This is a genomic window from Pedobacter frigiditerrae, from assembly GCF_004331645.1.
In the GTDB taxonomy this organism is placed as follows: domain Bacteria; phylum Bacteroidota; class Bacteroidia; order Sphingobacteriales; family Sphingobacteriaceae; genus Pedobacter; species Pedobacter frigiditerrae.
This window is the reverse complement of sequence record NZ_SJSK01000003.1, coordinates 120,800-135,527: the sequence shown is the minus strand read 5'-3', so window position 1 is coordinate 135,527 and position 14,728 is coordinate 120,800. Positions and strand designations below refer to the sequence as shown.

Below are 14,728 nucleotides of genomic sequence, written 5' to 3'. Positions count from 1 at the left end.
AGAAAAGACGACGCAAAGGTTGCGTCGTCTTTCATTATTATTATCGCAGTGACCTGAATCCTTCGCGGATATCACCAACCAAAAGCTCGGGTTGTTCCCAAGCAGCAAAGTGCCCGCCCTTATCATGTTTCTTGTAATAGATCATATTAGGGTAAGCTTGCTCAGCCCAACTCTTAGGTGCCTGATACAGTTCATCGGGGAAAGTACTCACCACCACCGGTATTTTGACACCAAATGGTGCTAAAAAAGCGTCCTTATTTTCCCAATAGATCCGGTACCCTGAAAGCGCTGTGTTTGTTAGCCAGCATAGTGTAATGTTGTCAAGCACATCATCTCTGGTAAGTCCTTCAGTATGTCCAGCAAATGAGCGTGAAATTAGTGCCAAACTAGGCTGGTCATGATCAAGAAACATCGTAGCAAGACCAATAGGCGAATCTGCAGTTGCAAGTAATGTTTGTGGACGTGATCCCATAATGATAGCGTAAGAAACATGCTTATAGGAAAAAACCAATTGATCATAAGCTTTCTTTTCTTCAGCGGAGAGACTAACTGGTGCAGGTGCTCCCCCAAATGCTGCATTGTTAAGTTCGACAGGTACGGCACAAGGAAAATTTGTGGCCATTCCTAACAAATTTTCTGGTGCCTGTACGGCCATCATATCTGTAATAACCCCGCCCCAATCTCCTCCTTGCGCAAAAAAATTATGATACCCCAGGCGTTTCATCAAGGTTACCCATGCATCAGCAATGCGTGAAGGCCCCCAACCTGTTGTACTTGGCTTACCAGAATACCCATAACCAGGAATAGATGGAATCACTACATCAAAGGCATCTTCCTCACTTCCACCAAAGGCTGTAGGATCTGTTAACGGGCCGATGAGCTTCATTTGCTCAATAATCGAACCTGGCCATCCATGGGTGATGATAATAGGCAATGCATTTTGGTGCTTTGACTTCACATGAATAAAGTGAATGTCAAGCCCATCGATTTCTGTTATAAAATGAGGCAAAGCATTCAGCTTTGCTTCCACTTTGCGCCAATCATAATCAGTGGCCCAATAGCGAGCAAGGGCTTCCACTGTAGCAAGTGGCACACCCTGAGACTGATCTGAGACTGGTTCCTTTTCTGGCCATCTTGTTGCTAAAATCCTGCGTTTTAATTCATCAAGCTCTGCCTGCGGAACGTTGCCCACCTGAAATGGACGGATCAAATTTTCTGTGTTAGTATTCATATTATTAATTTTTAAATTGTTTTAATATTTATTGTTTATGAAATGATAAGCTTATCAAAGCCAAGGTTTGGTATATTTTAATTCTACTTTCGTAATGACCTAAAGCCTTCACGGATATCGCTAACTAAGAGCTCGGGCTGTTCCCAAGCAGCGAAGTGACCGCCCTTACTGTGCTTCTTGTAATACACCAAATTGGGATATGCTTTTTCGGCCCAACTTTTAGGCGCTTGGTAGAGTTCATCAGGAAAAGCGCTCACCACAACTGGCACCTTCACGCCCAGGGGCGCCACGAAGGCATGCTTGTTCTCCCAATAAATGCGGTAGCCCGATATAGCAGTATTCGTTAGCCAACAAAGTGTGATGTTATCCAACACATCATCTCGGGTGAGTCCTTCGGCCTTTCCTGCAAACGAGCGAATGATCAGGGCCAAACTAGGCTGATCATGGTCTAAGAACATCGTAGCGAGTCCGATGGGCGAATCTGCCGTTGCAAGTAGCGTCTGCGGGCGAGAACCCATAATAAACGCGTAAGAAACATGTTTATACGCAAAAACCAATTGATCATAGGCACGTCTCTCCTCCGTAGAAAGCCCTTCTGGCGTTGATGCGCCAGCGAACGCAGCGTTGTTAATTTCTACAGGAACCGTGCAGGGGAAATTTGTGGCCATGCCCAACAGGTTTTCAGGCGACTGTACCGCCATAATATCTGTAATTAGACCGCCCCAGTCTCCACCTTGTGCCAAGAACTTCTTATAGCCGAGGCGCTTCATCAAGGCTACCCATGCATACGCAATGCGTGAGGGGCCCCAGCCCGTAGTAGAAGGCTTGCCCGAAAACCCATAACCTGGGATGGAGGGTATAACTACGTCAAAGGCATCTTCCGCCTTTCCACCATAAGCGGTGGGGTTGGTGAGCGGCCCAATGAGTTTCATCTGTTCGATTACAGAGCCGGGCCATCCGTGGGTAATAATAATCGGAAGTGCATTCTTATGCTTCGAACGTATGTGGATGAAGTGGATATCTAGCCCGTCAATTGTTGTAATGAACTGGGGCAGCGTATTTAGCTTCGCCTCCATCTTGCGCCAATCGTATTTGGTGACCCAATAATTCGCCAGTGATTTCATCGTGGCAAGCGGTACGCCCTGCGATTGGTCTGAAACAGTTTCCTTTTCAGGCCACCTCGTAGCCAAGATACGGCGCTTTAGATCAGCAAGTGCTGCTTCTGAAAAGTGTATCCTCGGGAAAGGACGGATAGTTTCATTAGGTACGTTACTTGGTGAAGTAACTTTTTGCGCATAGCTTAATTTTACTTGCATCAAACTGGCACATAAGAGCAGCGCAATTGCAAGGAGTTTTTTGGTCTTTTTCATTGTTTTAAGTTTTAATTTTGAACTATTTGAGTTTTGCTATTCCATTACTGTGCCTATATACAATCATCTATATATCAGTCATTTATTACAAATACAAGAAAATTAAAACGTTGATATTTCAAAGAAGTGAGGAGCATGCCGACGAAATCTCGTCATCGCAGACAGGGAGGCTGTTTATCTTAAAAAAGGGAGGTTTGCTTTTCTAAATAAAAATTCCGAACTTTAATAACAGTTTGATAAGTGCCTATATGTCAACCTAATGGGGAGCGATTCCCTTAAATTGTTGTGTGACATTAATTTTCATCGCAGATGAGCAAGGTTTATCAGACTATTACCTATTACGTTAGCTTCGTAATTAAAGGTAACTTATACTTTAAGTTACTGTTGGTGGGTACATTCCAAATTTTATTAGTATTCCAAGTCACGGCCCAAGACTCCCCTGCTTTATCTCCAAAAGATTTGCTTCAAAAAATTAAAACAAGCAGACCAGATACCAACAGAATAAGCCTCCAACTACAATTAGGAAGTTATTATCTTTTTAAACCAGGCGAGTATAAAAATGACTTGGACAGTGCGGTTAATTTTTTTAAGCAGGCAGCTCAATTAAGCGTTAAGCTACATGAAAACGACTGGCATTATAAAGCCTTAGGAATGATTGGAAATTACTATTCAGAAATGACTGATTGGGCACGTTGTAAGGAATATTTTGTGCGCATTGCAGGCTATTACCACCAAACAGGTAATGTAGAAAAGGAAGCAAATGCCTGGAATACTTTAGCAAACCTTTACGATATTACTCCGCTAAATGGTCACACGCAGGATAAGATTAGATTTTACCAACGTGCTCGTTCCTTGTACTTACAAGACCATGACCAATTAAATGCAATTACAGCTTTAAAAGGAATTGCTAGTATTCATGTATACCAAAAAAAATATGACCTGGCTGAAAAAATGTTGCAACAGGTTTTGACTGAATATAAAACTTTAGGGTTCAAAGAACTGCACCACACTTACGATCTTCTCCAATCTTTAGAATATGTAAGAGGCAATTACACCCGAGCTGTAGCCTATAATTTAGAAGCAATTAAATACATGCGGGCAAGCGGAGACACTTCCCTGGCTACACGTTATTATTATTTCCTTGCAAAAAGTTATTATACCTCACAAAAATATAGAGAAGCATTGCCGTGGGCACGTAAGGTTGCAGCAAGTAAAGATTCCAATTCAGACATTAAAACTGTTCTGGTGCAAATTCTACTACAATTGAATATGACAAAAGAAGCAGGAATCGCATTGAATAAGCTTATAGCAACAAAAGCTAACCTCAGTTTTTCTGATACTCTAAGTCAGTATCGTGTTGCTGCGCTTTACTACGATAAAATAAATAGAAATGACATGGCAATTCAATATTATAAGAAAATATTGAATCTTAAATTTAACATAAATTACGCTCCGACTGCGGTTAACATTTGGACACTCGTTTGCAATATTGAATTGGCGCGTATTCATCTGGAGATTAACCAAGTGGAAAAAGCGGCAAACTATATTAACAATACCTCTATAAGACTAAAAACCTCAAAAATCCCCCTAGAGCCTGGCTATTGGTTAGGTCATTATAACAATTTGTACCTATATGATATGGCCAAGGGTAATTATCGTCAGGCCATAAAGGATTTAGCGCTTCGTGACCACATCAAAGATTCACTTTTTACTGCTGCTAAAGATAAGCAGGTAGCAGAATTAAATATCAAGTATGAAACCACACAAAAGGAGCAATCTATAAAGGACCTCCAAAACCAGCGTGCAGTTCAGCAGGCCAGATTGGATAAAGCCAATCTGCAAAGAAACATTACGATTGGTGGTGGGCTACTATTACTTATCGTAGCCGGAGCTGCATATAACGGATACCGAGCAAAACAACGCAGTAATCTAAAATTGATTGCCAAACAACAGCAAATCAATACACAAAATGCAACTCTCCAACATCTGCTCTCAGAAAAAGACTGGTTGCTCAAAGAAGTTCACCACCGCGTAAAAAACAATCTGCATACGGTAATCTGTTTGCTGGAAGCACAAGCACGCAACCTTGAAAATGATGCACTGGAAGCAATAGAAAACAGCCAGCACCGCATCTATGCCATGTCGCTCATCCATCAAAAACTATATCAGTCAGACGATATTAAAACCATTAACATGGCAGAATACGTTCCAGAACTGGTTCAATCTCTAGAGGATAGTTTTGGCATTTCAGATCAAGTTAAATTCAAACTAAATATCGATCCGATAAATTTAACGCTTTCGCAGGCCATCCCATTGGGACTAATTTTAAATGAAGCCGTGACCAATGCTATCAAATATGCATTTCCTGATACTAGAAATGGTGAAATTTCAATTTCGATGATGGATGATCGTAACCTAATCACATTGAAAATTGTTGATAATGGTATTGGAATGTCCCTATTTGATCGTGAGACTGAACCTGAATCTATGGGACTACGGTTAATGAATGGTTTAAGTGAAGATATAGAAGCCACCATTAACTTTGAAATTGATAATGGCACCATAATTACCATTGTGTTTAAGCCTGACACATTAAGTGACATGGAAGGGTTCTTAAGGTCAACAGAAAATAAAGAGGAGTTTATATGATCGTTCGTGTGCTTATTGTTGAGGACCAGTTTATTGAAGCTGATAACCTGAGAGCGATTCTGAGAAATGCAGGATACATCGTTTGTAAGATCGCACGTTCTGTAGATGAAGGATTGCTGATCGTTGAGAAGGAAAACCCTGATTTGGTACTGTTAGATATCCGCTTAAAAGGTGATTTGACAGGAATTGATATGGCAAAAATTTTAAGGGAAAAGAATATTGCTTTTCTATATCTATCGGCAAATTCAAACCGGGAAATACTAGAAGCAGCGAAAGAAACGAAACCCTATGGATTTTTGGTAAAGCCCTTTCGGGAAAAAGATGTATTGGTTATGCTGGATATTGCTTTTTACACCCATCATCAAAACCAGCTTGCAATTAAGGCATTAAGACGTTCAACACCTGCTATTTCAGAGGACGTATTTAAAGAAACAATTGGAAGCAGTGAAGTAATGCGTGAAGTAATGGAAAACGTGAAGGTGGTAGGTGCCTCTGATATATCAGTTTTAATATTGGGTGAAAGTGGTACAGGAAAGGAATTGATTGCACAGAGCATACATCGTTTGTCTTCGAGAAAATCAAAACCATTCATACCGGTTAATTGTGCAGCATTACCAGCAAACCTAATCGAATCGGAGCTATTCGGACACGAAAAGGGCGCTTTTACAGGCGCAGCTGATAAAAGAATCGGAAAATTTGAACAAGGAAATGAAGGAACTGTGTTTTTGGATGAAATTGGAGAACTTCCGCTTGAATTACAGGTAAAATTACTTAGAGTACTGCAAGAGAAGGAAGTAGAACCCCTTGGAGGCAAGAAGAGAAAGATAGATATTCGTATTATAGCAGCCACTAACCGCAACTTGGAAGAAGAAATCGCAAAAGGCTGCTTTAGGCTTGACCTTTATTATCGTCTGAACGTTTTCCCTATCACATTGCCCGCTTTACGTGAACGTAAGGAAGACATTGCACCACTAGCTAAACATTTTGTTGATGTTTTTGCACGTAAAGAAAATAAGCCCATCACAGGAGTCGCAAACCATGTGTTGCAAACCATGCTTAACTATCACTGGCCCGGCAATATAAGAGAATTAGAAAACCTGATCGCAAGATGCGTTTTGCTCACCAACGGCGTAATTATCGATACTATAAAATTACCAGCTCAAAATAATGTGACATCCAATGGTGCCACAGCGCCACTAAAAACCATGACCGAAAACGAAAAGGATCATATTTTAACAATCTTGGAGAAATGTAAGTGGAAGATACACGGAGAAGGTGGTGCAGCTGAGTTATTGGATCTTCATCCATCTACATTGAACTCAAGGATGAAAAAATTAGGTATTGGTAAAAAATATTTAGGGAATGATAGCAACTAATTATCCTTTAATATATTCTTCATTGAATCATGCTCATCCGATAAGCAGTTAACCGATTATTGAAACTTAATTTGCCAAAACAAAAAAGCTCCTAGAATAAACTAAAAGCCTTTGAGTGTACTCTCAACAAGCCTCCAAACAAACAATCTTAGGCCTGATTTTTAAGAAATCGCCAAATTTGACACTATCGATTTTGACCCTAATGGACGAGAACGAACACCGATGGATGCCGTAGAAACTGAAAGGAAAACACCTTTCTTTTGGAAATAACACCTGATTGATTTATAGAACAAGCTATTAATATGGTTATATATTAACTCCCTCCAACTACTTTGGCAATTCTCAAATGAACAACCCGTATTAGGTGCATTATTTAAAATATGCCAAGGAATTTTTTCCTTTTCTTTTTCTTGGCATTTTGCTCATTAACTTCAATTGCCTTAAGGTTTTCTGCCAATTGGGCTTTCGCTATACTATCCTCCCTCGCCTTTAGCAACCGCTGTTGGTATTCTTTGCCATAGGTAATAAGTGGAGATTCGTAAGGGGCAACAACTTTAGCTGGAACAACGACTTCTTTTTTTGTGAATACGCTAAAGCTTAAAAAAACAATAAGGAGTGCACATACTGTTGCCAATCCTACAAAGGCAGTTTTTGGGGCCCTGATATAGTTGCCAGGTTGGTATATCCCACTAGCTTCATCGTATTTTATTCCTGCTGCTGATACCAGGGGTTTCAGCAATTTTAATTCTTTTTCAAGGCGGTCATTCCTTTCGCGTAGTTCCTTTTCTGATGCTGCTAATCGTAACAATCCGCCAGGTAGCTCATGATCATGGTTTCGAGCGCCCTGTGGCTCCCCTAATAAAAGACCTTTTGTTACAGCATCATATAATTCAATTCCATCGGCAAAACGGTCGGCAGGATTCTTTTGCAAACAACGTTCAACTACTTTAATTAGCCATTGAGGTACTTGCATCTCGTTTTGCAGTACCTCATCTGAAACTTCATTAACCAAGTTGTTCTTACGAAGCAACATTACATCTGGCACCTCCTTTTCCAGATGCCCAATCATCACAGCATTGCGACCTGTATCTCCATTCCCCTCTAGTGGGAAAGGTACTTGGCCACTTAAAAGCTCGTATAGGATAACGCCATAACTGTAAATATCAGACTGCAACAACATTTTTCCCTCATGCTGTTCGGGCGCCATGAACTCAATTGCTCCTGCATGGCGGATACTGGTTCTGCGTTGCTCTTCACTCATGATGGCCAATCCAAAATCCAATAACACATAATTAGCCGTGTGCACGTTGTATTTTACATTATTGCTTTTAATATCGCCATGCTTAACACCAACCCTGTGGCAATGTGCAATGGCTGATGCCAATTGTTCGGTTACTTTTAACAACTCCCTAACGGCAAATACCTTTTGATTGGGAGGCAATAAAAGCTCACTTAACTCTGGCCCATCAATGTATTCCATTTCAATGTAAGGGAAAGAGCCACTCTCTGTAATGCCAGAACTTAAAATCTTAACCACGTTTGGGCTAGGCTTTTCATTTACATGTTTAAGTTTTGTTACTTCATTCAAAAAGTTCAGGTAGTTTTTATCGCTTTCATCCTCTACATAAATTGGAGTTGGAATGAGTTTAATGGCAGAATAAACCGGCCCCATCCGCATTCCCTTGTACACTGAACCTTGCCCCCCTGTTCTTAACGCCCCTAGGTTCTGCAGCCCTTCTGCAATGGTAAAAACTTTACTCATGGCTTTTGGTTAGGTAGCTAAATTCTAAAACAACAGATTCGCCCAAGATAATCTGGTCGCCCTCTTCTAAGTCTTGTCCAATTTGGGTAGCATGCAACTTTAAGATTTTCTCAGTTGATGCGGAGCGTAGTTTAACTTTATTACGAGGTGGTATTCCTCCTTCATCCGCAAAGATCATGAATTTGGCCAAATTTTTATTCCACTCAATATGCGCATGCTGTCTACTGATAAATTTGTTGCGTTCATCATCACTCTCTGAAGGAAACGCAATATGATTGGTACGGAAATATCCTTCATCAGACTGCACTTTTTCATCTCTACCTATGTTATATCTCCCACCTTCAGAACTCAATTTATAAATTGGTAACGAGGTCTTACCGCTAAGTGCTGTTATATAGGCGACTGCACTTTGCTTCACAAAATGAGAGTTAGTTTTTATAAACAATGCCACTGGAAGATTAGTCATGGCTACTGCTTCCAAAGGAAATGACTCATCAAAAGTTTGTGTCAATGTCCAATCATTGGGCAAGTCAAGAGAATAATCATCGCTTATGCGTTGTATTTCTGATTTTAATTGATCAGGATCATCCTTATATAGGGCTGCTTCATAAACCTGTCGTTCTGCTGAGGAACAATTGATATAAATGCCTAAGCCTTTAATATTTGATCCTTCACCACCTTCTGCCTTTTGTAGCTCTTGCTTTATGAATTGAAGCAAGGCGTGCCTAATTCCTTTTACATCTTCAGGGCGTTCGTTGGCTCCACCTTTAAATAAGTCAAATATCATTTTCATTTTTGTTAATTAGAGCTTGATGTTTATTTTAATTAATATTTTCACTATTAGGACCTATACTTTTAACATAACCACCTTCTTTTAAAAATGGAATGACGTGTTTGCCAGCTAATTTAACTGCATCAGACGAGCCTTTAGTTGCTTCAATTCTTACACATACCACAATGTTTCCTTTGCCGTTACCTGTGGGTGCAAAAAACACATACCAACCATCGTTAATCTGCTGCTTTTTCCAAATGCGCTCTGGTGTACCTGTTTTGCCCGCCACCGCAAGACCAAGTGTACCTGTTTTTAACTCGCTCTGTTTAATCATGTAAGCTGCCATCAGCTTTGCGTACGCTGGATCATTTACCAATTTTGTACCAGTTTTTATGGTTTGCGGCTGATCACTTACTTTAAGTACAAACCTATTGGCAAGCATATTCCCATTGTTTGCAATTCCGGCTGCCATTCTCGCTACTGCTGCTGGCGTGGCAATTAACTCTCCCTGTCCCCAAGACATACCAGAAATACCCTTAGCCCTGGTTCTGCGGATGTTGTTGGGATCATATTTTGGTTTGGTATTAAATTCTGTTTTTCGCCACAGCTTTTTCCATTTTTCTTCTTGAACCGCATTTTCGCTTGGTTTGTTGTAATAATATCCACCAACCCCATGCAAAAACATACCAGTTTTTAGGTATAGTTCGCCCATTTGTTCTTGTAACTGTTCTTGGTTAGCGAGTTTAATAAAATACACATTGTTAGATTTTACCACTGCCCTTTCTAAATCAATCCACCCAGTTTCATCAGGCTCAATTCCTTTGGTACGAATACGTTCCCAAGTAGAGACCTGATACTTTTTTTGAGCGGCATTTAAGCCCAATTTATTAAAAGAAGCCATTGCCGTGATTAGCTTTGCCGTTGACCCGGGCTGGGTAAAATGCGTAAAGCCTAAATCAGCTGTGGTAACCCAAGGCGAAAGTTGGTTCTGTTCTGCAACCGTCATGGTTAACCTTTCCCAATCATGAATGGGAGGTAATGGATATACTGCCGAGGTAAGCACATCACCCGTACTTGCTTCCATGATTACTACAGAGACACGATTGTCTCTTAGCGAAGTATCTTGTGCAATAGACTTTTGTATTTTTGTTTGCAAGCCCGCATCCATCGTTAGCTGTACATCGCGATTGCGGTTTTTGAAATCCTCCACTTCCTTACTGCCAATACCAGCCAATAACAAAGGTGCAAGTGCTCCATAGTCCTTTTTTACAACTGTCATTTCTTTAACCCCACGAACTAAGAATCGGTTTTCGCTATAATTATTGGCAAGCACAGGGAAGCTTTTTGAAGGCAACTTAAAGCCACGAAGTTCTGCGGCATGTTCATAATCTGCAAAATAACCATTTATACTGCCATTAAAAACGCCAGAGTTTGCATCGCCTGTCCAAAAAAACAATTGTTCCTCAAATGGGTAATAACGTTCTAAACGTTGGTGTACGGCAGAATCGAGGTTATAGTGAGCTATACCAGCCCCCATTAACTTGAAGCGTTGTGCTTTTACGCTATCCGCATTGCTTGTTGCCAACAAAATTCCTTTGCGGTCATGCAAGTTTCCTGCCTTTAATCGTTTCATTAATATGGCAATACGTGGGTTGTAACTAAACATCCTGGCCCCACTCCGATCTGCAACAAGAGTAGGCTGTACCACCCATTTCTGGTTGTTTAGCACATATCCAGCTACATTAATGCCTAATAATATAATGCCTAAACATGCCGCCATTAGTGCAGGCACTAAATTCTTGTCCTGTTGTTTAGCAATGTATTCCATCTGTACTTTAGTACCACGCAAGGTTGATACCGAAATCAAAAAACCTGCTGCCAAAAAATTGAGCACAAGCGATGAGCCACCATAGCTTTGAAAGGGTAACGATACACCGGATAAGGGTAATGCACCCGTAGAACCACCCGCTATGAGCAAAAACTGTACAAATGTAGATACACCAATTCCCGCACTCAAGTAAAACAAGAAGGGTGAACCGGTTCGTCTACCAATAATTATTGATCGATGCAGGTACAATAGAAATAACAAAAAGATGCAAAGCATACCAGTTAATCCAAATTCTTCACCAATTGCTGGTAAAATCATATCTGTATGGGCCTCGGGAATGGTTTTGGCGAAACCTTCGCCCACACCTTGCCCAGTGGTACCACCAGTAGCCATTGCCCATAAACCATTGGCCACTTGGTCTCCACCATAAACTTCATTGTTCCAAGCATTTTGCCAAATTGCCTTCCTATCGCCTAGTCGCTGTACTGGGCCGGGTATAATGCGATCTAAATATGGAATTTGATCAATGGTTAAAAACGCCGACATGATGACCAATACAATCACCGTAGATTCACTAATTTGCTTGCGTTGAAAAAACATGATTGCTCCTACAAGCACCACAGTTATCCCGGTAGCGATCCAAATATTATCAAATACCCAAGAGGCCATTACATATAGTACCACGCCACCTGCCATGAACATGAAATCGCCACGAGAAAATGAGAATAAGATAATAAATGTGAAACAAACTACCATGGCTGGCCCCAAGTCTCCCAATACTAAAAAGAGCATAAGGGTAATCAATATGGCAAATAATGCCAAGGAGAAAAACGACCACCTCTTGTTCCAGCTTGCATACTCACTAATTAGTTTTTCGTTTACGGCAAAAAATCCCGCTAGGAAGAAAATAACCAAATACTTAACCACTTCACTGGGTTGAAAACCAAACAAGTTCACCTTCACCCCACTACCCTCTGGACCTGTTCCAAATACTATAGTAAGTGCTAAGAGCCCAATAGCAACCATTGCCCATGGCCATCCATTTGCTGCTGAACGTATTTGCTTAAAAATAATAAGGCGATAAATTAAGGTATCGTTATGAAATCGTCGCCAGTTAAAACACAACATCAATAACATTCCGCCCAAACCCATAAAAAGATAAATGAGCGAATCTTTTGCTAAAAATCGATCTCGCAGCGGATCCTGCAAGCTTAACAGGGTTAAAAACGAAATCCCGGTAAGCAACATCACCATTGGTAGCATAACTTGATCTGCGGTACTAAATCTCCAAGAAAGAACAAGATGCACCATTAAAAAACCGCCTATAAAACTTCCGCAGATAATAAAAAACCATTTATTAAATTCTTCAGGGGTTCTAATAATAAGTGACTTTTCTTTTTTAAGGATGCTAAAATCCTTTGTAGAAAATAGCTTGATGGTATGAGGGCGTTGCTCGAAAGTAAACGCCTTATTACTAGTAAGACTTTGCACACCTTTAACAACTCCGAATTGAAACCCTGGCTTTAGGGGCAACACTTTAAATGCTTTATTAGGTAAATGGGTAAACATGAATTCGCCTGTAGCATTAGTCCTTGCATAAGCCGTAAGTTGCTGTAATTTTCGCTTGCCACTATCCAAGGTAAAAACCTTTGTAAAGCCTACAGCATTTTCTACTATATTTTTAATGTTTTCAGTAGTTTCATTATTGAAAATGCTGTCTTGTGGTAAAATCATTTCAAGACGGACAAGCACTCCAGGCACTGGCTGCTCATTTTCAAAAACCTTGCCCGTAATATCATGAGCACCCAATGCCACATCTACGCTTGAGGAGTATGGCTTAGGATTTTTAAGCTCCTGATTAAACCTTAAGGAATCATCACCTGTATACCCAAGTAATGCCCTTGAGGCCATTACCCTAGCCTTAAATGATTTCCCTCCTTTATCAAACGCTTCATCTGCTAAAAGAAAATATTTCCGCTTATTTACCTCGCCAATATTGTCAAGTTTTTCTGTAGTTTGGGTAGCATTGGCAACAGTTTTTTCAATCAGATCGATATCTCTATGATCTTCAAAGTAATAACCATTTTTCAGCAAGCTTCGTAAGCTTTGGGCAGGCTTTCCAGCGTTTAGGTTTACCATCGTACCCGCCTTTAAACGGGGTGCTACTTCTTCAAATCTAGGCTGAATAACATGGTACAATTGATAGAAAAATAGCGTAAAAACCACTCCGATAACCAGTATAAATATACGTTCGCGATTTCTTCCTGTTTTGCCAACCGACTTAATTTGCTCCATTTTTTGAATCTGTGGCTTTAGTAATGTTTTTTGACTGATTTACACTGGGAAACAACATATTTATAAGCTGTTGGTTTGGAAAAACATAACTATTATTTACAGGAAGAACACAATTGATAAACCTGACATTCTTAAGGAACAAGGCTTGGTTAGAAGCTGCAATGGCGAGGTTAAATCCTTTGAATTGCATGCTATCCAAGCTTATTAATTTAGACTGGGATTTTAAAATTATTGCCGCACCCTTGTAACCACTGTCTGCCTGCAAGACAATACCATGGGCAAAAATATGTAGGGTATCTTTTCTAATTCGCAGCGTATCACTAAGGAGTATCGGACTTTTGAAAATGCTGTCAGACAGAACCAATGTATCCCCTGGTGCATGGTCAATTGCATCTTGCAACAATTTCTCTTGGTTATTACGCACCAAAATTTTGGCAGGCGCAGCCCTCATTGATCCATGATCTACTGTTTGTTGTGATTTTAAAAATAGCAGCAAGGTGGTTCCAAGCAACACAATGCATAAAATGATCAAGGCAATAAAACCAGGATGTTTCTTACTTCGGCTATTGGTTTCAGGCTGAACATCAGTTACTGGTTCTTCCCTCATTGTAGCAGTGGTAGATAGAGGAACTTGTTGTGCCAGACCTGGTCGGGTTGGCTCGACGTTTTGCTTGGCCTTGTTGTTTTGTAACAGTACAACGGTGATATTGTCACGTCCACCGTTTTCATTGGCAAGCGCAATGAGGTTATCCGCTTTTTTAGCAAGTCTATCACCTTGCATGAGCAAACTTGTGATATCTTGCTTATTGACCATATCGGTAAGGCCATCACTGCAAAGCAACAGGGTATCGCCTGGCAAAAATGGTGATTGACCTGTTTCTATATAACTCTCGACATTTGTAATTTGATCACTAAAACCAATAGCTTTGTTTAGTTCATTGCGTTTTGGATGTTGCATGGCAGCAACCTCATCCAGTCTTCCAGAATCTTCAAGGAAACCTACAAAAGAATGGTCTTTTGAGATTTTAACAAGCGATCCGTCTCTTAATAGATATAATCGTGTATCGCCAACATGGCCATAATAAAATTGATTGTTTTCAATGTCTGCAAGCACTAGGGTAGCCACGCAAGCCATTTCTGAAAGCTCTTTTTCTGTTTCCTTTTTTGCTACAATGAGCCTATTTGTTTCTCGAAAAGCATCAATAATTTGCGAAATTGGATCTTTTGGACGGGCAATAAATTGCCTCATCATCTCTTCTTTCGCTATGGCAGCAGCAACCTCGCCACCATGATATCCGCCAACGCCATCTATTACTGCTGCCAAGATATATTGCTCGCCATTAATGGGCTGTACAATAAAGCTATCTTCGTTGTTGTCTCTAGTCTTGCCAGTATCTGTGAGTCCGAAAAAGTGTTTAGCCATTTTTATTTCGAGAGTTTTTAAT

8 protein-coding genes are annotated in these 14,728 nt (G+C 40.4%); 2 read left to right on the top strand and 6 right to left on the bottom strand.

Annotation, left to right across the window (positions count from 1 at the left end; all coding sequences use genetic code 11):
* Nucleotides 1–40 precede the first annotated feature (40 nt).
* The gene (locus tag EZ428_RS12350; RefSeq protein WP_131553481.1) at nucleotides 41–1,231 is read right to left on the bottom strand and encodes an epoxide hydrolase family protein; all 1,191 of its coding nucleotides are present in this window, start codon (nucleotides 1,229–1,231) and stop codon (nucleotides 41–43) included.
* A gap of 83 nt (nucleotides 1,232–1,314) precedes the next feature.
* Nucleotides 1,315–2,601 carry an epoxide hydrolase family protein gene (locus tag EZ428_RS12345; RefSeq protein WP_131553480.1) on the bottom strand — a complete coding sequence of 429 codons (1,287 nt, stop codon included), beginning with the start codon at nucleotides 2,599–2,601 and terminating at the stop codon, nucleotides 1,315–1,317.
* Nucleotides 2,602–2,910: 309 nt separating this feature from the next.
* Between EZ428_RS12345 and EZ428_RS12340 the strand changes: the two genes are divergently transcribed.
* The gene (locus tag EZ428_RS12340) at nucleotides 2,911–5,250 is read left to right on the top strand and encodes a tetratricopeptide repeat-containing sensor histidine kinase (protein ID WP_131553479.1); all 2,340 of its coding nucleotides are present in this window, start codon (nucleotides 2,911–2,913) and stop codon (nucleotides 5,248–5,250) included.
* A complete protein-coding gene (locus EZ428_RS12335) occupies nucleotides 5,247–6,626 on the top strand; it encodes a sigma-54-dependent transcriptional regulator (protein ID WP_131553478.1) in 1,380 nt (459 codons plus the stop codon). Before EZ428_RS12340 ends, EZ428_RS12335 begins: the two co-directional genes overlap by 4 nt.
* 373 nt (nucleotides 6,627–6,999) lie before the next feature.
* On the opposite strand, the gene EZ428_RS12330 is transcribed toward EZ428_RS12335, so the two are convergent.
* From EZ428_RS12330 to EZ428_RS12315, 4 genes are read right to left on the bottom strand one after another with little or no spacing between them, the layout of a single operon-like run.
* A complete protein-coding gene (locus EZ428_RS12330) occupies nucleotides 7,000–8,388 on the bottom strand; it encodes a serine/threonine protein kinase (protein WP_131553477.1) in 1,389 nt (462 codons plus the stop codon).
* Complete coding sequence (locus EZ428_RS12325) at nucleotides 8,381–9,181, bottom strand: FHA domain-containing protein (protein WP_225871056.1); 801 nt, start codon at nucleotides 9,179–9,181, stop codon at nucleotides 8,381–8,383. The genes EZ428_RS12330 and EZ428_RS12325 overlap by 8 nt, the downstream gene beginning before the upstream one ends.
* Before the next feature lie 28 nt (nucleotides 9,182–9,209).
* The gene (locus EZ428_RS12320; RefSeq protein WP_131553476.1) at nucleotides 9,210–13,283 is read right to left on the bottom strand and encodes an FtsW/RodA/SpoVE family cell cycle protein; all 4,074 of its coding nucleotides are present in this window, start codon (nucleotides 13,281–13,283) and stop codon (nucleotides 9,210–9,212) included.
* Nucleotides 13,270–14,706 (bottom strand): PP2C family protein-serine/threonine phosphatase, encoded by a 1,437-nt coding sequence (locus EZ428_RS12315; RefSeq protein ID WP_131553475.1) that lies wholly within the window; start codon nucleotides 14,704–14,706, stop codon nucleotides 13,270–13,272. The genes EZ428_RS12320 and EZ428_RS12315 overlap by 14 nt, the downstream gene beginning before the upstream one ends.
* Nucleotides 14,707–14,728 lie beyond the last annotated feature (22 nt).

What these genes read in the sequence shown, in the direction of transcription:
- EZ428_RS12350 (WP_131553481.1), bottom strand. Translation starts at nt 1,231, where the DNA reads ATGAATACTAACACAGAAAATTTGATCCGTCCATTTCAGGTGGGCAAC.
- EZ428_RS12345 (WP_131553480.1), bottom strand. Translation starts at nt 2,601, where the DNA reads ATGAAAAAGACCAAAAAACTCCTTGCAATTGCGCTGCTCTTATGTGCC.
- EZ428_RS12340 (WP_131553479.1), top strand. Translation starts at nt 2,911, where the DNA reads ATGAGCAAGGTTTATCAGACTATTACCTATTACGTTAGCTTCGTAATT.
- EZ428_RS12335 (WP_131553478.1), top strand. Translation starts at nt 5,247, where the DNA reads ATGATCGTTCGTGTGCTTATTGTTGAGGACCAGTTTATTGAAGCTGAT.
- EZ428_RS12330 (WP_131553477.1), bottom strand. Translation starts at nt 8,388, where the DNA reads ATGAGTAAAGTTTTTACCATTGCAGAAGGGCTGCAGAACCTAGGGGCG.
- EZ428_RS12325 (WP_225871056.1), bottom strand. Translation starts at nt 9,181, where the DNA reads ATGAAAATGATATTTGACTTATTTAAAGGTGGAGCCAACGAACGCCCT.
- EZ428_RS12320 (WP_131553476.1), bottom strand. Translation starts at nt 13,283, where the DNA reads ATGGAGCAAATTAAGTCGGTTGGCAAAACAGGAAGAAATCGCGAACGT.
- EZ428_RS12315 (WP_131553475.1), bottom strand. Translation starts at nt 14,706, where the DNA reads ATGGCTAAACACTTTTTCGGACTCACAGATACTGGCAAGACTAGAGAC.